At 67.1% G+C, this 23,519-nt stretch carries 22 protein-coding genes; 18 read left to right on the top strand and 4 right to left on the bottom strand.

Annotation, left to right across the window (positions count from 1 at the left end; translation table 11 throughout):
• Window positions 1–16 precede the first annotated feature (16 nt).
• The 15 genes from OHA42_RS30030 (at window position 17) to OHA42_RS29960 (ending at window position 15,018) form a co-directional block, all read left to right on the top strand.
• Window positions 17–901, top strand: a complete 885-nt coding sequence (locus OHA42_RS30030; protein ID WP_406231130.1) for a MinD/ParA family protein — start codon at window positions 17–19, stop codon at window positions 899–901.
• Entirely contained in the window at window positions 898–1,539 is a 642-nt protein-coding gene (locus OHA42_RS30025) for a DUF6668 family protein (RefSeq protein WP_406231129.1), read from the top strand. The genes OHA42_RS30030 and OHA42_RS30025 overlap by 4 nt, the downstream gene beginning before the upstream one ends.
• 60 nt (window positions 1,540–1,599) lie before the next feature.
• Window positions 1,600–1,896: a hypothetical protein gene (locus OHA42_RS30020; RefSeq protein ID WP_328403199.1), complete on the top strand. Its 297-nt coding sequence runs from the start codon at window positions 1,600–1,602 to the stop codon at window positions 1,894–1,896.
• An 8-nt stretch (window positions 1,897–1,904) separates the two neighbouring features.
• On the top strand, window positions 1,905–2,180 hold the full coding sequence (locus OHA42_RS30015) for a hypothetical protein (RefSeq protein ID WP_328403197.1): 276 nt from the start codon (window positions 1,905–1,907) through the stop codon (window positions 2,178–2,180).
• Window positions 2,181–2,212: 32 nt separating this feature from the next.
• Entirely contained in the window at window positions 2,213–2,884 is a 672-nt protein-coding gene (locus OHA42_RS30010; RefSeq protein WP_406231128.1) for a hypothetical protein, read from the top strand.
• Window positions 2,885–2,957: 73 nt separating this feature from the next.
• Window positions 2,958–3,770, top strand: a complete 813-nt coding sequence (locus tag OHA42_RS30005; RefSeq protein WP_406231127.1) for a hypothetical protein — start codon at window positions 2,958–2,960, stop codon at window positions 3,768–3,770.
• Complete coding sequence (locus OHA42_RS30000; RefSeq protein ID WP_406231126.1) at window positions 3,764–4,624, top strand: hypothetical protein; 861 nt, start codon at window positions 3,764–3,766, stop codon at window positions 4,622–4,624. Before OHA42_RS30005 ends, OHA42_RS30000 begins: the two co-directional genes overlap by 7 nt.
• Window positions 4,618–6,084 (top strand): hypothetical protein, encoded by a 1,467-nt coding sequence (locus OHA42_RS29995; protein ID WP_406231125.1) that lies wholly within the window; start codon window positions 4,618–4,620, stop codon window positions 6,082–6,084. Before OHA42_RS30000 ends, OHA42_RS29995 begins: the two co-directional genes overlap by 7 nt.
• A 2-nt stretch (window positions 6,085–6,086) precedes the next feature.
• A complete protein-coding gene (locus OHA42_RS29990; protein ID WP_379065983.1) occupies window positions 6,087–7,577 on the top strand; it encodes an SCO6880 family protein in 1,491 nt (496 codons plus the stop codon).
• Between the two features lie 7 nt (window positions 7,578–7,584).
• A complete protein-coding gene (locus OHA42_RS29985; protein WP_406231124.1) occupies window positions 7,585–9,951 on the top strand; it encodes a hypothetical protein in 2,367 nt (788 codons plus the stop codon).
• A 61-nt stretch (window positions 9,952–10,012) separates the two neighbouring features.
• Window positions 10,013–10,321, top strand: a complete 309-nt coding sequence (locus OHA42_RS29980; RefSeq protein WP_364901592.1) for a transposase — start codon at window positions 10,013–10,015, stop codon at window positions 10,319–10,321.
• 91 nt (window positions 10,322–10,412) lie between these two features.
• Window positions 10,413–12,098 (top strand): peptidoglycan DD-metalloendopeptidase family protein, encoded by a 1,686-nt coding sequence (locus OHA42_RS29975; RefSeq protein WP_406231123.1) that lies wholly within the window; start codon window positions 10,413–10,415, stop codon window positions 12,096–12,098.
• 101 nt (window positions 12,099–12,199) lie between these two features.
• The gene (locus tag OHA42_RS29970; RefSeq protein ID WP_406231122.1) at window positions 12,200–12,766 is read left to right on the top strand and encodes a hypothetical protein; all 567 of its coding nucleotides are present in this window, start codon (window positions 12,200–12,202) and stop codon (window positions 12,764–12,766) included.
• A gap of 42 nt (window positions 12,767–12,808) precedes the next feature.
• Entirely contained in the window at window positions 12,809–14,635 is a 1,827-nt protein-coding gene (locus OHA42_RS29965; RefSeq protein ID WP_406231121.1) for a type IV secretory system conjugative DNA transfer family protein, read from the top strand.
• Entirely contained in the window at window positions 14,632–15,018 is a 387-nt protein-coding gene (locus OHA42_RS29960; protein ID WP_379065788.1) for a DUF4913 domain-containing protein, read from the top strand. Before OHA42_RS29965 ends, OHA42_RS29960 begins: the two co-directional genes overlap by 4 nt.
• 81 nt (window positions 15,019–15,099) lie before the next feature.
• On the opposite strand, the gene OHA42_RS29955 is transcribed toward OHA42_RS29960, so the two are convergent.
• Together OHA42_RS29955 and OHA42_RS29950 are read right to left on the bottom strand one after the other, a co-directional pair.
• Window positions 15,100–15,654 carry a hypothetical protein gene (locus OHA42_RS29955; RefSeq protein WP_406231120.1) on the bottom strand — a complete coding sequence of 185 codons (555 nt, stop codon included), beginning with the start codon at window positions 15,652–15,654 and terminating at the stop codon, window positions 15,100–15,102.
• Between the two features lie 397 nt (window positions 15,655–16,051).
• Window positions 16,052–16,939: a peptidylprolyl isomerase gene (locus OHA42_RS29950; protein WP_406231119.1), complete on the bottom strand. Its 888-nt coding sequence runs from the start codon at window positions 16,937–16,939 to the stop codon at window positions 16,052–16,054.
• A gap of 358 nt (window positions 16,940–17,297) precedes the next feature.
• Between OHA42_RS29950 and hisS the strand changes: the two genes are divergently transcribed.
• The 3 genes from hisS to OHA42_RS29935 all read left to right on the top strand — a co-directional run bounded on the left by hisS (window position 17,298) and on the right by OHA42_RS29935 (window position 20,461).
• On the top strand, window positions 17,298–18,575 hold the full coding sequence (hisS, locus tag OHA42_RS29945; protein ID WP_406231118.1) for a histidine--tRNA ligase: 1,278 nt from the start codon (window positions 17,298–17,300) through the stop codon (window positions 18,573–18,575).
• 42 nt (window positions 18,576–18,617) lie between these two features.
• On the top strand, window positions 18,618–19,274 hold the full coding sequence (locus tag OHA42_RS29940; protein ID WP_406231117.1) for a hypothetical protein: 657 nt from the start codon (window positions 18,618–18,620) through the stop codon (window positions 19,272–19,274).
• 188 nt (window positions 19,275–19,462) lie between these two features.
• Window positions 19,463–20,461: a malate dehydrogenase gene (locus tag OHA42_RS29935; protein WP_406231116.1), complete on the top strand. Its 999-nt coding sequence runs from the start codon at window positions 19,463–19,465 to the stop codon at window positions 20,459–20,461.
• Window positions 20,462–20,480: 19 nt separating this feature from the next.
• Here OHA42_RS29935 and OHA42_RS29930 read toward each other — a convergent pair whose 3' ends face one another.
• Together OHA42_RS29930 and OHA42_RS29925 are read right to left on the bottom strand one after the other, a co-directional pair.
• Window positions 20,481–21,563 carry a 2-oxoacid:ferredoxin oxidoreductase subunit beta gene (locus tag OHA42_RS29930; protein ID WP_406231115.1) on the bottom strand — a complete coding sequence of 361 codons (1,083 nt, stop codon included), beginning with the start codon at window positions 21,561–21,563 and terminating at the stop codon, window positions 20,481–20,483.
• A complete protein-coding gene (locus tag OHA42_RS29925) occupies window positions 21,560–23,497 on the bottom strand; it encodes a 2-oxoacid:acceptor oxidoreductase subunit alpha (protein ID WP_406231114.1) in 1,938 nt (645 codons plus the stop codon). Before OHA42_RS29925 ends, OHA42_RS29930 begins: the two co-directional genes overlap by 4 nt.
• Between the last annotated feature and the right edge of the window lie 22 nt (window positions 23,498–23,519).

The raw sequence follows: 23,519 nt of genomic DNA, 5'->3' as shown, positions 1-23,519 counted from the left end.
GAGGAGAGCTGAGGCGATGGGAGAGGACTGGAGTCGCTGGCTCGACGAGGCGCCCGCAGAGGGCGAATCGGCGAGCCGACCTACGCGCACGAGGGCTCCGGTAGTGCGGTTACGGCGCGGCAAGCGCGCGGAGAGCGGTGCGGAGGCCGTGGAACCCGCGCAGCGGCCGATTCTGGTGGTCGGCGGCTGCGGCGGCGCGGGGACGACAACGACGGTGCTCGGGATCGCGGGCGAGCTCGCGCTGGGGGGTAATCCTACGGTCGCGGTGGACTCGACAGCGGCGGGCAGTGATCTCGCGCTGCGCGGCGCCGACGAGCACCTGTACCCGATCAGCCTGCAATCGTGGTTGTACGGCCGTGGCAACGACGAGCCGGCGCCGTTGAAGGAGTGCATGTCCCAGGCGAGCTCGGGGGTCGGGCTGCTGTGGCGCGATGCCGCGCCGCTGCGTCGCAGGGCCACCTATCTGACCGTGGCGCGGGCAATCTACGACGCAGGCTTCACCGGCGTCTACGACGGCGGCAGCCCGATTGCCGGGCGTCAGCTGCGGCCGCTGCTCGACGACTCGGATGTTGCTCTGGTGCTTGCCATTCCGGCGCGCGCCGACGCTGCCAACCGCCTGCGGGTGACCTTGGAATGGCTCGACGACCAGTTCGGCGACTCCGCGGATGGGCAGGGCAGCGGCATCGTCGGTGACACGACGATCGTTGTCTCACACCAGCAGCCGGGCGGCGAGTCGCGGGTTGCCGATCATTTGCGTTCGCATCTTTCCGGTTGGGTCCGTGACATCAGGGAGATTCCGTACGACCCGCACCTGGCCCGCGGTGAACTCGTCCGGCACACGTCGCTGGCCGCGGAGACGCGCCGAGCGTATGCGCGCCTGCTCGCCGGGGTGGCATCATGACCGCCGCTATGAAACTTCGTCGTCAACCCGAGCCCGCGCAAGCCGGCGTGGTCGCGCCACCGGAGTCGCGCCGCGCCCTGATCTGGGAACGTCCGGTGCCGGGCATCGGCAGGGCGCCACTGGTGTGGTTGCTGGGTGTGCACGGTGGTGCCGGAGCCAGTACCCTCGCGCATGTGCTTGCGCCCGCGGCGGATTCGGGCCGCCGCTGGCCCGGCGTCTTCGACCGCGAATCGCCCTTCGTCGTCCTGGTCGCCAGAGAGACCATCGCCGGACTGACTCGCGCCCACGACCTACTGCGCCAACATCATTCGGGGTTCGCCGGCGCCACCGAGGTACTCGGGCTCATCACGGTCGCGGCCCGGCCCGGCCGGTTGCCCGCCGAGATCCGGCGCTACCGCGAGGTGGTCGGATCGCTGGCAGGCCAGGTGTGGGAAGTGCCGTGGTACGAGGAGTGGACGCTCGTCGAGCCGGAGCAACTGCCGGTGTGGGCGCCGGGTGACGCACTCCCGCAGAAGAAGCGAAAGATCGACCCGCTCGAGGAGGTCCCACTCGAAGTCCGGGAACTCGGCACCGACATCGTCGCTGCGGTGCGTGAAAACCTGGATGCCGCTTCATCATTCGACGAAGGGCCTGAATAATGTTGATATTCAGCGCCGTACCGGACCGTTGACAGCACACTTTTTCGAGAAAGGCACCCGATGAGCACGATCCTCCTCGCCGTGCAGGACACGTACGGCACTGTCCTCGCTCAAGTCGGTAACCCGACACCGGAGGCGCCTCCCGGCTCGGAGAAGATCCTGCAGCTGGTCAGGTACCTCACCTGGTTCGTCCTGCTGTCGGGGGTCTGCGGCATCACCTACGCGGGCGGCAAGTTCGCGTGGGAGAAGTGGACCGGTGGTGGGCTCGAGTCGCCGAAGATGGTGGCGGGAGCCATGATCGGCGGCGTGGTCGCCACCAGCGCCGGCACCATCATGAACGCCGTCATCGGCACCTGATGTCGGCGATGTCTACCGTGCGAATGTCGGCAGGCGAGGTGCTCGCCTACAAGCAGATGCCTGCCGAGGTGCTGCAACCTCTGATGCACCTGCTGAATTGGCTGCTCTGGTTCGTGCTGCTGGTATGCCTCGCCTGGATGATCGTGTCCGCGGGCCGGTTGTGGATCGCATTCCGCAGCGATCTCGCGATGAACGACGCCTCGCACGGCGTACTGATGAGCCTGCTCGGCGCATCGGTGGCGAGCACGGCGTCCGGGATCGCGCTGGCCTTCCTACCGACGTGAACGACCGGTATGGGGATGGGAACGGCCCTGCGATGAAATCCACAGCGACGCGTCCGCAGCACATCGCGACCCGACAGCCCGCCCGCTCGTCGCGGCGGGGCGCCCGCGGGCCTGCCGTGGGTGCGGTCGGTGTCGCGTTGCTGATGGCGGCGGTCGGTTGCGGTGGTGACAGCGAGTCGGGCCCTGACCTGGCCGCGGCGCCGACGCACGTGCGCTGGCAGCCGTTCCAAGGCGTGGCACTGCCACACGCGGACCAAGGTCCGAAGAAGGAAGCCGACGGTGCCGCAACGGGTTTCGAGCATTCACCGCCCGGCGCAGCGCTCGCCGCGATCGTCCACACCGTGCGGTTGTCGGTAGCCGCGGACAACCAGTGGTCGAAAGTGGTTGCCATGGAAGTCGTGCCGGGCCGGGCCAGGGACGAGTGGTCGGTCAACCGAGTGCAGTTGTCGATCACCGGGCCCGCTTCGGCCGAATACGCGCCGCAGTTGCTCGGCTACAAGATCACCGACTACACCGATCAGAAGTCCGGCGTCGACGTCTACACCGAGTATTCGGACAACTCGAGAGCGGTGAACCACACCATCGTGGAGTGGTTCGGCAACGACTGGAGGTTACGACTGCCCGACCCGGAATCGACTGCACGTCCCATCGAGGCGGTCGACGAATTGCCCACCGACATTGTGAAATTGGAGGCACCTACGTGAGGGAGCGCAGCGAGCGAATCATGTCGCGGCGGCTCTCGGGCATGACGGAGCCGCGTGCCGGCGAGGTGGAGTCGTGACCGAGAAGGAGTCGTACGCACGCGATCGCGTCTCCTTCGGTGCCGTCGCATCGGCCGCGGTGCTCGCACTCATCGTGATCGTCGGTCTCGTCGTGTATCTGGGCCGCGATGATTCGAGTTCGGGCGGTGGGGCGGCCGCGTCCGGGGGTTCCGGTGCCGAGGGATTCACCGAACCCGAGATCGACATCTTCGGCAGGCGTGTCGATGTCCCGAATAACCCTGCCGGACAACCACTTCCGCAGGAACCGAGCGATCAGCGCAAGTCCTCGGACCCGGATTGGCTGACCGCCGCGCCGATCGGCACGGCCACACCACATGGTTGGCAGCGGGTGTACGGCGCCTCGGTGCCGTTCTCCACCTCCGACGGGCCCACACGCATCGAAGATGGTCTCGCCGTTGGCTATTCGCACACTCCGCAGGGTTCGGTGCTCGCCGCGGCGCAGATCACCTACCGGCTCAACGCCAGGCCCGCCGACCGCGATCTGTACGTCCGCCAGGTGCGGGTCTCGGCCCAGCAGATCGCCGCCTACGACAAGGCCTTGTCGCAGGACCGGTTGCCGCAACAGCAGCCGGAGACGGTGACCAAGTACTTCGTGGCCTCCGATGCGTTCAAGGTGGAGAACTACGCCGACGACCTTGCCATCATTCGGCTCGCCTCGCGCGGGCCCGTTGTCGACGGCAAGCAGCTGTGGGCGGCACTGCGACTGGTGATGGTATGGGACGCGGGGGACTGGCGGCTCAAGCCCGCCACCTCCAGCAGCGCACAGACCGAATACATCGAATCGCTGGCGGGGTGGACGAAATGGTAACGGTAGGGCCCGGATCCGGGCCGGAGCGTAAGGGTTCGCCCTTGGTGCTGGTCGGTCTCGGCGCGGTGCTGGCGGTGCTGATCGCGGTCGTGGTGACCGTGGGTGCGGTGCGCAACAATGCCGCAGAGGGTGACCAGGTGTCGAAGACGGGCACCACCTCGGAGCGTGTTCCCGTCCGAAATCCGAACGGGTCGGCAGGATTCGGCCAGTCGGATGTCGATGTGTTCGGCCGCCGGGTGGACGTCCCGGACAACCTGGCAGGTGTTGCGCTGGAACAGAATCCGACCGCGCAGCAGCAGTCCGGCGGACCTGGTTGGTTGACGGCTGCGCCGCAGCCTGCGACCGGAGAAGGTGTGTGGCAGCGAGTATTCGGCGGCCCCGTGGTTCGATTCTCGACGTCCGACGGTCCGGCACGCATCGAAGGTAAGGCCGCCGTCGGATTCGCCCATACGCCGCAGGGTGCAGCACTGGCGGCCGAGCAGATCTACTGGCGTACCAACGCGAATCCGCGGGACCGGGACATGCTGGTGCGCTTGGTCCAGGTCACGCCGCACTATCTGGCGGACTACGACCGCCTGGTCGCCGAGGGGAAGGTGTCGGATCGACTGCCAGAAAAGCTGAGACCACTGCTGTTCGCTTCGGACGCTTTCCGAATCGAAAGCTACGCAGAAGAAACCGCGCTCATTCAGTTTGCGAGAAAGGCCCGAGAAACAGTTGATGGCCAACCAACATGGGTGGGCATGCGCCTGGCAGTCGTGTGGCGAGACGGAGATTGGAAGCTCACCGCGGTGAGCGGCGAACAGCAGGTCCAGATTGATTCCCTGCGAAGCATCGAGGGGTGGACACAATGGTGAGACGTGTCGTCACAATTCTCGCGGTCATCTTCACGGTGATGATCGCGACACCGACCGTGGCCTACGGCCAGACCTACGGTTTCGATCAGACGTGCAATGAACTGCACGACACGCTCGACAACGTCGGTCTGCCCGGGATCTCGCTCGGTGACGCCGCGTCGGCCGCATGCAAGGCGGGCAATGCCGCCTCGCATCCCCGCAGCGCGGCCGACGCGGTCAAGGACAAGGCCTGGGATTCGACCTTCGGCAAGGTCGTCGATTCGCTGATGAAGGGCCTCGGCGAGGCCATCATTCTGGCGTTGACGTTCTGGATGAAGGTGCCCAACGAGGTGGCCAGCGATGGGGGGTCGTTGTTCACCAAGATCAACGATTACACCTATCAGGTACAGATATTGCTCTTGATAGCCTCGGTGATCCTCTCCGGCGCCAGATTGGCCGAGGCCAGACGTGGCGCCGCGATGAACGAAGCGGCCGAATCGTTCCGGATGTTCGCCCGAGTGGTGTTCAGCTCGTGGATGCTCGGCGCCGTGATCGTCGCGGGCACCCAGGCTTCGGACAAGTTCTCCGAGTGGATCATCAACGACTCGACCGATGGCAACGCCAAGGATCTGGCCGAGCTTATGGTGAAAACCAGTAAGCTGCAGGCGTTTTCGCCGGGTCTGGTGCTGATCATCGCGATCGTCGGACTGCTCGGCGCGCTCGCGCAGATCATCCTCGCCATCGTCAGGCAGGGTTTGCTGATCATCGCTGCGGGCGTATTGCCTTTGGCTGCAGCGGCTTCCGGGATGAACGTCGGTAAGACGTCGTATCAGAAGCTGGTCGGCTGGATCATCGCGTTCATGCTGTGGAAACCGGTCGCGGCCATCGTCTACATGATCGCGTTCACTACCGCGGGTCATGTGGACTCGCTGACCGACACCTCCGGACTGCCGGAAGGTGAACAGGCACAACGCATGCTGGTCGCCATCGTGTTGCTCTGCAGTGTCGCGTTCGTGCTGCCCGCACTGATGCGCCTTGTCACGCCCGCGATCGCGGTCGTCGGCAGCGGCGGTTCCGGTCTCACCGCGACCGGCGGCACGTTGCTCGCCGTCGCGGGTCTCGGGGCCATGGGCACCAAGGCCGTTGCGGTCAAGAGCGCGGCTGCTCCTGGCTCGGCGGGCTACGTCGGCGGTGCGGGAAGTCCGCCGCCCACCCGAGGCGGTGGCGCCGGTCCGCGTCCGGCCCCACCACGTGGCGGTGGTGGCGGCGGCGGTGGCGCCCCGGGCGGCGCACCGCGCGCCTCCGGGCCCGGGGGCGCGGCGGGAGTACCGTCCGGTGCGGCCAGAGCGGCGGGCCGGGTCGGCGCGGCGCGCGCCATGACCGCTCCGCTGACCGGGGCCGATCAAGCAATGGGTGACGTGGCCGGCGACCGCTGGGCCAATCGTTCACCCGACCTCGGGAGGAGCACCATTCCGCGATGACGATGACGACGAGCGATACCTACGAGCGCCGCGCGTACGGACTGTGGCAGAAACCTCGCAGCGCAGGCCTTTTCGGCCTGCGCTGGGAGGAAACCGTGCTCGGCTTCGTCGTTGTGATCACGGCCCTGATCTGCGCCATGGTCGGCGGGTTCACCTGGGGTCTGATCGTGGGCGGCACCGGCGTTGTCGTGATGGTTCCACTGGTGTGGCGGACGGGGGGCCGCTCCGGCTACGAGAACGGAATAATGATGTTCAACTGGATGCGCTCGCGTAAGCGCGGCGAGCATGTGTACCGCGGCGGCCGTTTCTCCCGGATTCCCGGTGGCGTCACCCGACTGCCCGGGTTGCTCGCGCCCTCGAAGTTGTATGAGGGCATCGACGCGGGTGGCTACAGCTTCGGCATGATCCACCTACCGCAGTTCGCGCAGTACACCGTGGTGCTACGCGCGTGGCCGCAGGGCCACGAGGCGGTCGACCAGCCGGTCATCGACCGCTGGGTGTCGGCGTGGGGCACCTTCCTCGCCTCGGTGGGTCAGACCAGTGACATCGTCGCCGTCGTCCCGGTGATCGACACCGTGCCGGAGACCGGAAACCGTTTGCTCACCGAGGTTTCCACCATCACCAGGCCCGATGCGCCGGAGCTCGCCCAGCAGGTGATGTATGAGCTGGCCACCGAGCTGCCGCAGGAGCGGGTGCAGCTGTTGCCACGGGTGGCGATCACCTTCAAGGCCACCACTGCCGAGCGCCGCAAGAACCCCGCCGAAGAGGCGGTCGAGATCGGCCGCAGGCTGCCCGGCATCTGCGCCGCACTGGCCGAGGCCGGTGTGCGGGCACAGCCGATGTCGGCCGATGAGGTCATCTCGTTCATCCGGCGCAGCTACGACCCGGCCTCGCAGGCCGACCTCGAGGTTGCGGCGGGTGAACCCGAAGGGCACGGCCTGGACTGGGCCGACGCCGGGCCGGTGTCGCACGACGAGAAGTGGGATCACTTGGTGCACGATGGTGGCCGCTCGGTCACCTGGGAGATGGACGCCGCACCCGAGGGCGCGGTGGACGAGCGCGTGTTGCAGCGGCTGCTCGCGCCGAATCCCGAAGTGCCGCGTAAGCGCATCGCCATCGTCTATCGCCCGCACTCGGCCGCCGACGCCGCCGAGATCGTGGACGACGATTTCAAGAACGCACTCGTCGCTCAGCAGAGCGAACGCGGGGTCGTCTCGGCGGCCGCCACCCTGCGGGTCGGGGCCACCCAGCAGGCCCGCGAGGAGCAAGCCAGGGGTCACGGTGTGACCCGCTTCGGGGCGTTGGTGACCATCACCGAGCCACTGCGCGGCGATCTGCCGCGTATCGAAGCCATCACGCGCGACCTGTCCACGCAGGCGCGGCTGAAGATCCGACGGTGTTACCGCTATCAGTCGGCGGCTTTCGCGGCTTCGCTCGGCTGTGGTGTGATCCTGCCGGAACACGCGACAATTCCGAAAGCACTTGCGGGGTGAGCGATTCATGGCACGTGACTACGAGCCACCCGTACGGGAACGGGACGGGACGCCGGTTCGCCGCGGCACGCGGCAGCCGGAAGGGGAGCACGACTGGGCACACCGGCCCGCGGTCGATGCGCCCCAGCAGCGTCCTGCCGGGGATACCGCGCGGGGCCGCGGTGCGGATGGCACGAGGCCGCGTGGCGGCGAACGCAACGGCCTGGAGGAAATACCCGACCGTCCGCGTCGCCCCGCACGGGACGCGGCGCGGGTGACCGGCGACGATCGGTCGGGCCTGGAGGAAATGGCCGATCGGGAACGGCGTTCGGCGCGGGATGCGGCGGAGCGTCGCGCCCGAGCCGGAGCCGGTCGCGCCGACGGCGCCCGTCCCGAGCGGGCGCACACCGACCGCGTGCGCGCCGATCGACCCCATGCCGAGAACGGTCGTGGCGAGCGCACTTCCGCGGATCGTGCCGAGGGCAGGCCGCCGCGCCCGCGCGAGGGCGAACGTCCGGTGCGCAGCAATCGGCCGGTACCGCCCCAGCGGACCGGCGCAATGGCCGATCGCGCCGGCGCCAGGGGTGAGCGGATCGGTCGCGGTGTGCCGCGACCGGTCAAGGCCGACCGGGTCGCCGACCGTGCAATGGGCACGCCCCAGATGGAGCGGGCGAGGCTGAAGGCGGACAGGCGCAAACAGTCCGGTCCGCAGCTGCTCGACGATGTCACGAGGACCAGGCTGGAGGGGATCAGCCGCGAACAGACGGGGCTGCGCGCGGCGTGGGCGACCTTCCGGTTGCGCACCGACGAGATCCGCCGCCGCAATTACGCCGCCCGCGCCGAACAGACCTTCGAGGACGGATTCGACCGCAGCACTGCGCAACTCACCGATCGCGGCTACGCAGGTGCGGGCGGCGGCCGCATGAACGTGGTCGGTCGCCCGGTCGAATACCGGGCGACCACCGCCCAGGTCGCGGGCCTGTGGCCGTGGTCGGTGGGCGCGGGCGCGCCGTTGATCGGCACTCCGCTCGGATCGCACCTGCACACCGGCGCGCCGGTGTGCTTCGACCCGATGAACTGGTTCATGCGCGGCAGCTTCATCACCGCACCGAGCCTTTTCGTCCTGGGGCTCAATGGTTTCGGCAAGTCCTCGCTGGTGCGCCGGATCGTGCTCGGCGGCATCGCGCAGGGCATCACCCCGCTCATCCTCGCCGATGTGAAACCGGATTACCGCAAGATGGTGGAACTGGTCGGCGGCCAGGTGATCGACCTCGGCTACGGGCACGGCAAACTCAATCCGCTCGCCGCGGGTGTGCTCGGTTCGGTGGTGCCGCGCCTGGACGCGCTGCCTGCGTTGCAGACCCAGGTGCTGCAGGATCTGCGGGCCAGGCAGGTGACGTTGGTCGCGGGTCTGGTCGAGTTGGTGCGCGGCGCGCGGGTGCGCGACTACGAGGAGACACTGATCTCCACCGCGCTGCGCGTGCTCTACCGGCCGGGCAGCGGCTACACCCCCGACCAGCCGCCCATCATGGAGAACCTGCTCGAGGTGATCGTCGGTGGCGGTGAGGAATTGATGCTCGACGCGGGCGCCGACAACCCCGACGAGTACCAGGTCTCGATCAAAGGCCTGCGCCGGTCCCTGCGTGCGCTCACTCAGGGCCCGTTCGGCGCGATCTTCAACGGCCAGACCACGGTGCCGATCGACACCGGCGCGGTCGCGGTCTGCATCGACGTCTCGCACATCCCCACCGGCGACAAGAAGCTCAAGGCCGCCGTGATGCTGGCCTGTTGGGCGGACGGATTCGCCTCGGTGGAGGCCGCACACGTGCTCGCCGACGCCGAACTCGGCGCGCAGCGCTACTTCCAGGTGGTGATGGACGAGCTGTGGCAGGTGCTCGGCCTCGGCGACTTCATGATCGACCGGGTCGACGAGCTCACCCGCCTGCAGCGCGGCATCGGCACCGCACTGATCATGATCAGCCACACCATCAAGGACCTGCAAGCACTCGGATCCGAAGCGGCGATTGCCAAGGCACTAGGTTTCCTGGAGCGGGCGCGCGCCAAGATCTTCGGCGCGCTGCCCGGCGAAGAGATCAAACGCCTCGACAGCACCATTCCGTTCACATCCGCCGAGGAGGAGATGGTGACCGGATGGTCCGCACCGCAAGCGCTGACGGGCGAGGCGCTCAAGCCCGGCCAGCAACGGCCGTCACCACCGGGCACCGGCAAATTCCTCCTGAAAATCGGTGAGGATCGTCGGCCCGGCATCCCATTCCATATGGAGTTCACCCTCTCGGAGAAGGAAAGTGGAATCCACGACACCAATCAGCGGTTCAGTGAGTTCACCGAATCCACCACGCGTGGCTCGAATTCGCCGAGCGGGAGTGCCGCATGAGAGTTGGTGCGACGGTCGCGAGATGGTGCAGACCTGTGCGTGCCAGCGGGAGGTGGACCGCATGATGCCGCATCGGTCCTATCGGAGAGTGTCGCCGGAGGTGCGCAATGCCGCGGTGGAGCAGGTCATGGCGTTGACCGGCAAGCTGCGCAGCGAATCGGAGGCATGCAGGGTAGTCGCCGAACAGATCGGTGTGCATACGAATTCGGTGCGCAATTGGGTGCGCGCCGCCGAAGGACCGAGCTTGGAACGGCTGGACGCGACCGCGCTGCGCCGTAAAGTGGCACTGCTGCAACAGCAATTGGCTGCGGCCGCCGAAATGAATCGTACCCTCGCCGACACCCTCAACGAATCCCGGCGCCAACGGTGACCTGCCCCGGCGTGCGGGGCCTGCTGCGGCCTACGCAGGTAGTGCCGAATCCACCTCGACGGGTGTCGAATCCGGCTGTGCGGGCGTCACGGTGACCGGCCGCTCCATCCTCTGGTTTGCCCTCGGCGCGGTGCTGGCGCTGATGACCCTTGTCGTAGTGATCGTGATGCCCGCGGTGGATGAGGACTGTGAGGGTTACTCGGTGCTCGGGCCGTCGCAGACCGCGCTGCCGTCGCTGGGTGGTTTCGCGCCGGGTGATCCTCGCACCGCAGCCTCGATCGCCACCTCTACGGCAACGAATCCTACTGTGACGCAGACGAACCCCACCGCTACCGGGACGCCGTCGCTCGCGGCCGGTAGCGGGCCGATCCGTCGCACCTTGCCACTGGCGGTGGGCACCTTCACCGTGTCCGATGTGTTCGGTGCGCGCGGCGGCGCTCATCTCGGCGTCGACCTGGCTGCCACCGACGGCACCACGATCTACTCGGTGTCCGAAGGCCGCGTCGTGGCGGCCGGTCCCGCATCGGGTTTCGGTAACTGGATCGTCGTCGACTCGGTCGACACCAACGGCCGCTCGTATTCGGCGGTGTACGGCCACATGTGGGACAGCGGTGTGCACGTGCGCGTCGGCGACACGGTGACTGCGGGCCAGCCGATCGCTCAGGTGGGCTCGGCGGGTGAATCCAGTGGTCCGCATCTGCATTTCGAGATCGTGCCGGGCGGTCGCTTCACCGGGGGGCGTCAAATCGACCCACTGCCGTGGCTCGACGGTGCGCCGACGCCGGATGTCGGTGGTGCGCGGGCGTTTTCGAACGATCCACGGTGCAGCCGTGGCTTCGGCACCGCAGGCGGCGCGCTGGCCGCGGGCAAGGTGCCCCCGGAGCTCGAAATCTGGTATCGCCGTGCGGGTTCGCTGTGCCCGCAGATCACCCCGTCGCTGTTGGCTGCCCAGGGTAGGCAGGAGTCCGGATTCCAGCGCGGCGCGAACTCACCGGCCGGTGCGCAGGGCCTCGCGCAGTTCCTGCCGGGCACCGCGGCGAGCACGAACCCCGACGACGGCCGCCCGTATGTCGTCGACGCCGATGGCAACGGCGTTGCCAGCGTGTGGGACGACGGCGATGCGATCGTCGGCCAGGGCCGCTATATGTGCGCCATCGCGCACAAGATCATGGCCTGGCAGGCCGAGGGGCGCGTGCACGGCGACATCACCGCGTTGACCCTGGCCGCCTACAACGCCGGTGAGGGCGCGGTGCTTGCCTCCGGCGGCATGCCGAATCAGGTGGCGGCGCACTACTCCGAGACCCAGCCCTATGTCGCGAACATCCTCGCGATGGAGCCGCAGTACCGGGCCCCGGGTTCGCTCGGTCGCTTCACGCCGAAGGACGGGTCCAGTGGGGAGAACATCGTGGAGGCCGCGCACGAATGGCTCGGTCAGCCGTATGTCTGGGGCGGCGGTGGTCCGCAGGGACCCAGCGGTGGCGGTCTGGACGGTCCCGGCTTGACCTCGGCGGCGGTGTTCGCGGCCTCCTCTGGGACCGTGACATTGCCGCGGACCGCCGAACAGCAGTGGGAGGCGGGTGTCGAGGTGCCGATGGGCAAACTGGCGCCGGGTGATCTGGTGTTCAGTGCCTTCGGCCCGCGGGGTCCCGCGCAGGTCGGAATCTATTCCGGCAATGGACGAATGATCCAATCGATGCCAGGTACGGAGGCGCGCTCGCGCGGCGGCGTGACCCAGGTCGCGGTGCCCGGCGACGCGCGAGCCAGGAGGGTACTGTGAGCAGCGGGACCAGCAGGCGGAGTGAACACGTCCAGGCGCCGGAGGCTGTCGGAGCGCCCACGTGTCGGTCACGGCGGTTAGCCTTGAATGACCGATTAGTCTTGAATGACAAAGCGAAAGCCCGCGCGATACTGGTGGTGATGCTGGTGGTGAGCGTCGCGATGCTTGGTGCCGCCTGCGGTCGTGGAGAGGGTGGCGACGTGAATTCCGGTGTGTCACACCCACCCACGTCCACGACCAGATTGCTGGAGGAGGCGCCCGCACCCGACCCGGTGACGCCGGATGGTGTCGCGGTGGCCGCGCTGAAGGAGATCTATACCTGGCAGCCTGCCACCGAGGATCAGGGCGCCTCGTTGACTCGGGCCAGGAAATGGCTGGGCCCCAGCATGATTCGGATGTTGGACAGTGCACCGACCGGGCTGGAGACGCCGAAGGCGACACTGCAGTGGGCGCAGTGGGCCACGGCGAAGGCGCGCGTGGAGGCGTTCACCTTCGCGTCCGGGGACAAGCCGCCGGTAGGCGCGGACCCGAATATCCAACAATTCAAGGTCGGCATCGAGCAGACGGTCGTCTACCCGAATGGGCGCAAGGAAAAGCTGCCGCCCGCTACGGTCATCGCCACCGTCGTCCGCACATCGGACGGCTGGCGGCTCGACGCGTACCGCTGATCCAGCGCAGACCACACCGCACGGTCCCGACAGGAGGCAGACATGGCGAAGAAGAAGAAGGTGCAGGATCCGGCCGTGGCCGGACCCGACGTCACCCTGTACATGATCTACGCCGGTTTCGCGATCCTCGGGACCCTGTGGATCGCACTACATCTCGGCAACGCGATGGCGGTCACCCGCCAGGACGTCCCGATCAATCCGATCGCCATCGTCGCCGACCTCGCGCGCGGCAAACTGCACTGGCCCCGGGCATCCACGGTGCTCGTGCTGTTGGTGATCGCGCTCTTGCTGGTCTACCTCTACGTGCGCAAGCAGCTGCAGAAGCGCCAGGGCAAAGGACGCCTGGCCATCGACGATAAGGCCGATGTGATGGGCAACGGCAGCGCCATCGCCTCGCTCACCGAGGCAGGCGTGCGGGCCAAGGCCGAAACGCTCGGTGTGCGTCTCGGTTACAACGACGCACCCGGTGTGCCGATCGGCATCGGTGTCGCCGACGGGGTGATGCTCTACGGTTCCTACGAGGACCTGCACCTGGATATCTGGGGTCCACGGCAGGGCAAGTCGACCTCACGGGTGATCCCGGCGATCCTGACCGCGATCGGTCCGGTCCTTGCCACCTCCAACAAACGGGACGTGGTGGACGCGACCCGGGATGTGCGTAAGGCCAAGGGAAGTCCGACATTCGTCTTCGACCCACAGGGCGTGGCGGGCGAGGAGCCCACCTGGTACTGGGATCCGTTGGCCTGGGTGGATGCCCACCACGACGGCGCCGAAATGCGGGCCGCGCGACTGGCCGGGCACTTCGCCGACGCCGACAACGGTTCGGACTCCACGAAGTCGGATGTGTTCTTCGACCCGGAGGCCGAAGATCTGCTGGCCGGTCTGTTCCTGGCCGCGGCACTCGGCGGCCTGCCGATCGTGCAGGTGTGGGACTGGGTGACCAACCCTGGTGACTCGGAGCCCATCGAGCTGCTGCGCAATGCCAGCAAGCACTACACGGCCTCGGGTCTCGCCATGCAGTACAACGCCGATCCGCGAACCAAGAGCGGCATTTTCGGTACTGCGAAGAAGATGATCCGGTGTCTGCAGCTGTCGAACGTGCACTCTTGGATTTTGCCCGGCGACAACAGAGAGCAGTTCGACGAACTCGCCTTCATCGAGGGCAACGGCACCCTCTACAGCCTCTCGCTGGAGGGTCGCGGCTCCGCGGCGCCCCTGGTGAGTGCGCTGACCGAGGCGGTCATCGACGTGGCCATGCGTAGGGCGTCGCGCTCGCCGGGCGGTCGCCTGCCCATTCCGATGCTCGCCGTGCTCGACGAGGCGGCAAACGTGGTGCGCTGGAAGGATCTGCCCAAGCAGTACAGCCACTTCGGATCGCGTGGCATCGTGGTGATGACGGTGCTGCAGTCCTGGGCCCAGGGTGCGCGCTGCTGGGGAGACGCCGGCATGCTCGCGCTGTGGTCGGCGGCCAACGTCAAGGTGCTCGGCCCCGGTGTGGACGATATGAATTTCCTGCGGGACCGCTCCGAGGCGATCGGCGAATACGATGCCGTGTCCTCGTCGGTCTCCGAATCCAAAGGCGGCAAGAGCTATTCGCGCTCGCTCGGCTCGTCGAAGACGTTCACCGCGCACGGGTTGGCAACCCTGCCGCAGGGCCGTGCGATCGTCTTCACCTCCGGCCAGCCTGCGGTGCTGGTCCGCACCGTGCCCTGGTGGGAGGGCGAGTACTCTGCCGACGTGAAGAAGTCGATCGAGCACCATCTCCCGGGGCGCAAGACCGAAATCATCGACCTGATTGGCTCACCTTCGCTGACCAAGGTCACTCCACCACCTGAATACGGCCAATCCGAGGAGGTCCGGCCGCTGTGACCGAACAGCAGCAACAGCCGATGATTCACACCAGCGTGGTGGAATTCGTCGAGAACTATCTGAGTCTCGTCTACCGCCGCCAGGTGACCGACATCAGTGAAACGGTGTGGTGCCCCGAATGGTGGAAGCATGCCGAGGCGGTGGCGCGGCTGGATGCGCTGTGGCGGGCGTGGGAGCACTACCGGCTGCAGCCGAGCACTGGACTGAGCGTGTGGTTCCTCGACCATGCCGACCCGCATATGACGAAACTGTTCGATCCCCGTGGGCCGTTCAAGTACTGCAGCGTGCGCAACGGGCACAAGGACATGCTGAGCCCGCTGCCGCTGAAGTCCCCGGCCCAGGGGATGTTCGGTGATCCGACCGTCGGCGACTTCCGAATGTGAGCGAATCCTGAAGGCGCAGCGGACATACCGGTCTGCGGAATGACGAAACGCCCGCTGGATCAGCGGGCGTTTTCTCGTGGCTTACTGCCGGACGCGCTCCAGGCCGCGGGATTCCTGCTCCCGGCCCCTGGCTGCGGTCGCTCGGGCCTCTTCATTGCGGACGCGGACCGCTTCTTCCGGTGGCAGCGCCTGCCCGACCTCGATGAGCATCCGTACCGCCGCCAATTCCGGTGCGATGCCGATCCTGGCGAGGTGGGCCGCGATGGCCGTGCGCCGTTCGGCGGAGTCGTAACGGACGAGCGGCTTGGCCGCGGCGGAGGCGGTGGCGGCCATGCGGCTGGCTTCGGCCTGTGCCGCGAATCGGTCCTTCTCCAAGGAGATTCCCTTGGCGGGCACCGTCTTCTCGACCATTCTGGCCAGTTCCAGGTTGCGCGGATCTTTTGATTTGGCGTCGCGGGCTTCGCGGATCTGAAGCTCTCTGGCTTCCTTGACCCGAGCCTCGGTCACCTTGACGCGCGCTTCGGCTTCTTTCTGACCACGTTCCCGGGCCCGCAGCGCGACCAGGGTCGCAAGCTGCAACATAGTCTTTACCATGGCCGCGGTTTCCCGGCCGATGTCGTCCAGTTCCTCGGACATGGCTGCTCCCCGATGCTGCAGTGATCACTATGGATGTTGTGGTGCTTCGTCACGGACACCGCCACGCGAACTGTAGTCCGTCGGACGCTGCCCCGCCTGCAAACGTGGACACCAAGAGCGCTCGTGGCGTGGCATTCCCCGAAGGGGATCACCCTGTTTCAGGGTTCGACTACGCTACGGGAACTCCTTGTTTCGAGATTACCCGAGAAAGCTCGACACAACCGTACGGCCGTGCCGCTTAACAGCATATATCGCACAATTCCGGCACGTGGCGCAAAGCGCCGGAGGATCTCCTGTTTTAGCTCACCCTTACCGGATGATTAGGGTCGCCTACCTTGGCCGGCTCCAGTCCACCGCCGAGGGGCAGTGGACTGGAGCGGGCGGCGGGTCCGATGACTCAGTCGAGGCGCATCGAGGAGATGGTCACGGGAAGCTTCGGCTTGCCGTCGCCGGGGCCGTTCGCGTTGTCCTGACCACCCTTGGCGATCTTGTCCAGCGTCGCGAGGCCGTCCTGGTCGACAGTGCCGAAAATGGTGTACTGCGGCGGCAATTCGGAATCGCCGTAGACGATGAAGAACTGGCTGCCGTTGGTGCCGCCGCCATCGGGGCCGGGGCCCGCATTGGCCATCGCGAGCACGCCGCGCTTGTAGGCGACCGGCTGCGATTCTGCGGCCGGATCGCCGGGCGCGTACTGATCGGTCGGGTACTCGTTGGCGAATTCGTAACCGGGACCGCCCATTCCGGTGCCGGTCGGGTCACCGCACTGCAGCACCTTCAGGCCCTCGCCCGCGGTCATGCGGTGGCAGCTGGTGCCGTCGAAGTAGCCCTGGCTCGCCAGGCTCGCGAAACTGTTGACGGTGCAGGGTGACTCGGCGTTGTTCAGCGTGAGGCCGATGGGGCCCTGGCTGGTTTCCATGCTGACACTCAACTTGGCATTGGGGCCGTCGGTCAGGATGCCCTCGGTGCGCGGCTTGTTCACCGGCTTGTCCGCGGGCCGCTGGCCGTCGCGGTAGGTGCAGTTCACCGAGGCGGGCTTGGCCTGCGCGGCCGGCGGCGCCGCGGCCGAGAGCGAGGCGTCCTTGGTCTCGGAGGCGGCGTTGTTCTCGCTGTCGTCGCCACGGGTCAGGAAATAGACGCCGGTGACCGTCGCGACCGCGACGACGACGCCGAGCACAGACCCGGCGATCGCGAGTTGCTTGCGCTTGCGCGCCCGATCGGCCCGGTTGGCGAGCTGGCGTTCCAGCTTGCGTTTGGCCGCTGCTCGCCGCTGTTCGTTGCTCGGCACTACCACGTTCCTCCCGTATCCGTTACTTCCGGAATAGAACACCCGAAATGCGGCGATTTCGCAGCAAGCGTGTGTTCATGCGGCCACCATACCGTCAGCATTCCGGCGGCCACGAAGCGCTTTGGCGCGACCGTGTGTGACGGAGTGTCGTGCGGCGAGAGTGCGCCGCAGCCGTCTAGCGTTCCGACGTCTCCGCCGAAGGTGGAGCCATCCCAGCGTGTGTAGCTCTGCCACGCCGGGAAGAAGTCCGCCGAGAATATATAAGGCCCGGTGCGGGTGACCGGAGTTGATCATGCCGCGGGCGCGCAAGGCTAACCGGTTGGACTTGACGGGCGGTGGTGGTGGAAACTGGACAATCGTGACCAAGACCAGCAGCTTCTCCGCCCCGAAGGGGGTACCGGATTACGTGCCACCCGGCTCGGCCGAGTTCGTCGCGGTGCGCGATGGCCTCATTCGCGCCGCCCGCCTCGCCGGGTACGGGCATGTAGAGCTGCCGGTCTTCGAAGACACCGAACTGTTCGCGCGCGGTGTCGGCGAGTCGACCGATGTGGTGAGCAAGGAAATGTTCACCTTCTCCGATCGCAGCGATCGCAGCGTGACGCTGCGTCCCGAAGGCACCGCCGGCGTGATGCGCGCGGTGATCGAGCACAGCCTCGATCGTGGCCAATTGCCGGTGAAGCTGGTCTACGCGGGACCGTTCTTCCGGTACGAGAGGCCGCAGGCGGGCCGCTACCGGCAGCTACAGCAGGTCGGCGTCGAGGCGATCGGTGTCGACGATCCGGCGCTGGACGCCGAGGTGATCGCGATCGCCGATGCCGGATTCCGCGAGCTCGGCTTGACAGGCTTCCGGCTCGACATCACCTCGCTCGGCGACGAGACCTGCCGCCCGCAGTACCGCGAGCTGCTCCAGGAGTTCTTGTTGAAGCTCCCGCTCGACGAGGAGACCAAACGGCGGGCGCAGATCAACCCGCTGCGCGTGCTCGACGACAAGCGCCCCGAGGTGCGGGAGCTCACCGCGAACGCACCACTGATGATCGATCACCTGTCGGAATCGGCGAAGACGCACTTCGAGCAGGTGCTCGGCTACCTCGACGCGCTCGGTGTGCCGTACGTGGTGAATCCGCGCATGGTCCGCGGCCTGGACTACTACACGAAGACGACCTTCGAATTCGTGCACGACGGTCTCGGCGCGCAGTCCGGCATCGGCGGCGGTGGTCGCTACGACGGCCTGATGGCCGAACTCGGTGGTCAACCGCTGTCCGGCATCGGCTTCGGTCTCGGGGTCGACCGCACCGTGCTCGCGCTGGCCGCGGAGGGCAAGTCGGTGGGCGATCCGGCGCGCTGTGAGGTCTTCGGGGTGCCGCTGGGTGACGCCGCCAAACAGCGCCTCGTGGTGCTGTCCGCGCAGTTGCGCGCCGCGGGCATCCGGGTGGATCTGGCCTACGGCGGGCGTGGTGTGAAGGGTGCGATGAAGGCGGCCGACAAGTCCGGGGCGAAGCTCACCCTGGTTCTCGGCGACCGCGACCTGGCCGAAGGGACGATCGGTATGAAGGACATGGCGACCGGTGATCAACGTCAGATCCCATTGGACGAGACGGTTACCGCCGTCGCAGCCGCGCTCACCCGCTCCGAGTAGTACGGTGCCCGGGTACACCGCCACCCGTACGAATGTGCTGCCGTGACTGTAGAACCGTCGAATCCTGGGGATTCTCAGCCTGTTTCACCGGTCGGACTCGACCTGGTCGCGCCGGAGACGTATGCCCCCATGCTGCGGCGACTCGCACTCGCCGCGGTGGGGGTCGGAGTCGGCGCCACACTGTTGGCGGCATTGTTGGTGAGCTGGCCGATCGCGGTGCTGATCGGCTTTGTCGTCGGCGCGCCCACCGTCGGGTATGCGATGGCGTTGCGGCGGCGGCGAATGTGGCTGGCCGGGACCACGATTCACGCGCGGCGATCGTTCGGTGCGCGGCGCGTCGACATCGCGGCCGCGACCGGTGTCGAGATTCTCGTCTTTCCGGCCCGGCTCAGCCGCATCGTGTTGCGGGTGACCGCGGGGGCCGACACCCAGATCATTCCGCTGGCGATGTACACCGACACGGGCAGTGGCCGCGAACTACACCTGATCGGCCTCCGCAAACTGGCCGACGCTCTTGCCTCGTGCCCATTGGCTGCGGCCGTTGCGGTTTCGTCGATGCTGGTCCACCAGCTCCGCGCCGAGGCGCGCGACGCGGGGCTCGAGGAACGGCCGCTGTATCGGGCCGTGCAAATGGCACGGGAGAAGGACTATGTGTCGCCGATCGTGCTGACCGACGGCGAGGTCGCGGCGTTGTGCTGACCTGTGCCGGCTCCCGCGAAGTCCGGGCGTCGCTCGCCCGACCACGGTGAGAATTGCCGAGGGTGCACCAGGCGTGGAGGCCCAGAGCTTCGGTAGGGCAACTGTCTGGTAGCTCACCACCCGGGCTCGGGAGCGGTGAGACTCGATAGGGTGGGGCTCGAGTGTCCGCCTACCGCAAGGAGTTCGTCGTGAGCACCGCGCCCGTCACTGTCGCTGTTACCGGAGCTGCGGGGCAGATCGCCTATGGTCTGCTGTTCCGGATCGCGTCCGGGGCGATGGTCGGGGCGGATACGCCGGTGCGGTTGCGATTGCTGGAGATTCCGGCTGCCGTCGCTTCGCTGGAAGGTGTAGCGATGGAACTGGAGGACGGCGCGTTTCCGCTGCTGGAATCGATCGACATCAGCGACGACCCGTGGGTGGGTTTCGAGGGCGCGAATGTGGCGTTGTTGGTCGGTGCGCGGCCACGGACAGCGGGGATGGAGCGCTCTGATCTGCTGAACGCCAACGGGCCGATCTTCACGGATCAGGGTGCGGCGATCAATGCCAGCGCCGCCGACGATGTGAAGGTGCTCGTGGTCGGCAATCCCGCCAACACCAACGCGTTCATCGCAATGAGCAACGCCCCCGACGTGCCCGCCGAGCGCTTCACGGCGATGACTCGCCTCGACCACAATCGGGCGATCGCGCAGTTGGCCAAGAAGACCGGCGCGTCAGGATCCGACATCGCCCGCGTCGCGATCTGGGGCAATCACTCGGCCACTCAGTACCCGGACATCACCCACGCTACCGTCGGCGGTCGGCGCGCCCTCGACCTCATCGACGATGCGGCCTGGTTGCGCGAGGAGTTCATCCCCACCGTGCAGCAGCGCGGCACGGCGATCATCCAGGCCCGCGGCGCTTCGTCGGCAGCCAGTGCGGCCAGCGCCGCCATCGACCACATCCACGACTGGGTGCTGGGTACCCCGGACGGCGAATGGACGTCCATGGCCGTCCCGTCCGATGGCTCCTACGGTGTGCCCGAGGGCATCATCAGCTCGTTCCCGGTCACCTGTGCCGACGGCGAGTACACCATCGTGCCGCGCCTGGAACTCGACGATTTCTCCCGCGCCCGTATCGACGCCAGTGTCGCCGAGCTAGAGCAGGAACGCGACGCGGTCATCGACCTCGGCTTCGCCAAGCGCGCCTGACGCCTGCCGAGCTGGTCGGCTACTCGCCGATGGTCCAAGTTTCGGAGCCGTTGAGCAGCGATTGCAGCGAATCCTGATCTACCGGTTTACGTTCGCGGGCCAGCGCGGCCTGGGCGCGGACGCCGTCATCGTAGGTGGGACGGGTGACGGCGCGGAAGATGCCGGTGACCACGTGGCCGAGGTCCTGGTCGGAGAGGCGGGAGAGGGCGTAGGCGTATTCGGGGTTGTCGGTGTAGGCATCGTGCACGACGATGTCGGACGCCGCGACGGCGTCGGTGCGGGCCACTTCGAGCGCGAAACCGTTGCGCACCACCGCGAATTCACCGTCGGCGCCGAAGCGGATCGGCTCGCCGTGCCGTAGCGGGATCAGCCGGGATTCGGCGTCGCCGCGGCGCAGCACATCGAAGGAACCGTCGTTGAAAATGGGGCAGTCCTGCAGGATTTCGACGAACGAGGTGCCGCGATGATCGGCGGCGGCACGCAATACCTCGGTGAGGCCGGGGCGGTCGGAATCCAATGCGCGCGCGGCGAATCCGGCCTCGGCACCGAGCGCGACCGACAGTGTGTTGAACGGGTGGTCCACCGACCCCATGGGGGTGGATTTGGTGATCTTGCCCGGTTCCGAGGTCGGCGAGTACTGGCCTTTGGTGAGGCCGTATATCCGATTGTTGAACAGCAGGATCGTCATGTTCACGTTGCGCCGCAGCGCGTGGATTAGGTGGTTGCCGCCGATGGACAGCGCGTCGCCGTCACCGGTGACCACCCACACCGAGAGATCAGGGCGTGTCACCGCGAGACCGGTGGCGATGGCGGGTGCGCGGCCGTGGATGGAGTGGATGCCGTAGGCCTCCAGGTAGTACGGGAAACGACTGGAGCAGCCGATCCCGGAAACGAACATCAGATTCTCCCTGCGTAACCCGAGTTCGGCCAGGAAACTGCGCACGGTCGCCAGGATCACGTAGTCGCCGCAGCCGGGGCACCAGCGGACCTCCTGATCGGAGGTGAATTCCTTCACCTTCTGCGGACCGTCGGCGGCCGGCACGCCGGACAGCCCGGTCAGGCCCAGATCTGTTCCGACAAGCGAGGTTTCCAGGATGGTCATTCGTTGCCCCCGATGCTAGTGGCGCGGTAGGTGGCCCCCGCTCGCGCGGCGAAGGCCTTGTCGTTTTCCATCTCCTCGATCGAGCCGTCCAGCGCGGCATCGATCACCCCGACGAGCTCCTGGGCGGAGAACGCGGTGCCCGCGATCTTGGTCCAGGGCTGCACGTCCACCAGATATTTCGCGCGCAGCAGCATCGCCAGCTGGCCGCCGTTCATCTCCGGCGTGACGACGGTGCGATAGCGGCGCAGCACGGCACCGAGGTTGGCGGGCAACGGATTCAGATGGCGCAGGTGCGCCTGGGCAACCGGGACGCCGCGACGGCGGGCCCGGCGACACGCCTCACCGATCGGCCCGAACGAACTGCCCCAACCGAGCAGCAGCAGTTCGGCGCGCTCGTCGGGATCGTCGACCTCGACATCGGGAACGGCGATCGCATCGATCTTGGCCTGGCGCAGGCGCACCATCAGCTCGTGGTTGGCCGGCTCGTAGGAGATATTGCCGCTGCCGTCGGCCTTTTCGAGTCCGCCGATTCGGTGAGCGCGACCCTTGGTGCCCGGTACGGCAAGCGGGCGAGCGAGGGTGTCGGGGTCGCGGGCGTAGGGCTGGAAGCCACCCTCCTCGTCCGCGTCCGGCTCGAACGCCGGATCGATCGGCGCCAGCTCGGACACGTTCGGAATCGACCACGGTTCGGAGCCATTGGCGATGGCGCCGTCGGAGAGCAGCAGCACCGGGGTGCGATAGGTGAGCGCGATCCGTGCGGCTTCTACGGCGGTCGCGAAACAGTCGGCGGGGGAGCGGGGCGCGAGCACCGCGACGGGGGATTCACCATTGCGGCCGTAGAGCGCCTGCAGAAGGTCGGCCTGTTCGGTCTTGGTCGGCAGCCCGGTGGACGGGCCGCCGCGTTGCACATCGATGACCACCAGCGGCAGTTCCGTCATCACCGCGAGTCCGATGGTTTCGCTCTTGAGCGCCAATCCAGGGCCCGAGGTGCTGGTGACCCCGAGCGCACCGCCGAGCGCAGCACCGAGCGCGGCACCGATACCGGCGATCTCGTCCTCGGCCTGGAAGGTGGTGACGTCGAAGTTCTTGTGTTTGCTCAGCTCGTGCAGGATGTCCGAGGCGGGCGTGATCGGGTAGGTGCCGAGGAAGACGGGCAGGCCGGCCAGCTGTCCGGCGGTCACCAGTCCGTACGCGAGTGCGGTGTTGCCGGTGATCTGCCGATAGGTGCCCGGCGGCAGTGCCGCGGGGGCGACCTCGTAGGTGGTGGCGAAGGCCTCGGTGGTCTCGCCGTAGTTCCAGCCAGCGCGCAGTGCGAGCAGGTTCGCCTCGGCGATATCGGGTGTGGCGGCGAACTTCTCCTGGACGAACCGCTCGGTGCCGTCGATCGGGCGGCCGTACATCCATGAGATCAGCCCGAGCGCGAACATGTTCTTCGCGCGCTGGCCGTCTTTCTTGCCGACGCCGGTGGGCTCGGTGGCGCCCAGGGTCAGCGAGGTCATCGGAACCCGGTGCACCACGAAATCCGACAGGGAGTTGTCATCGAGGGGGTCGGTGGCGTAGCCGACCTTGGCGAGGGTGCGTTTGGTGAACTCGTCGGTGTTCACGATGACGGTGGCGCCGCGCGGCAGGTCCTCTACATTGGCCTTCAGGGCCGCCGGGTTCATCGCCACCAGCACGTCGGGCTGGTCGCCCGCGGTGAGGATGTCGTAGTCGGCGATCTGGATCTGGAAGGACGAAACGCCCGGTAGCGTGCCCTGTGGCGCGCGAATTTCCGCGGGAAAGTTGGGCTGGGTGGCGAGGTCGTTACCGAATGCGGCCGCTTCGTGCGTGAAACGGTCACCCGTGAGCTGCATTCCGTCCCCGGAGTCGCCGGCGAACCGAATTACGACCTTTTCCAATTTCGCTGTGCCGACATCATTTTGGTGCGAAACCATATGCCTGCTTCACTTCCTCGTC

It is taken from the genome of Nocardia sp. NBC_01009, assembly GCF_045208035.1.
Taxonomy (GTDB): domain Bacteria; phylum Actinomycetota; class Actinomycetes; order Mycobacteriales; family Mycobacteriaceae; genus Nocardia.
This window is presented reverse-complemented; position numbering and strand designations above follow the sequence as displayed.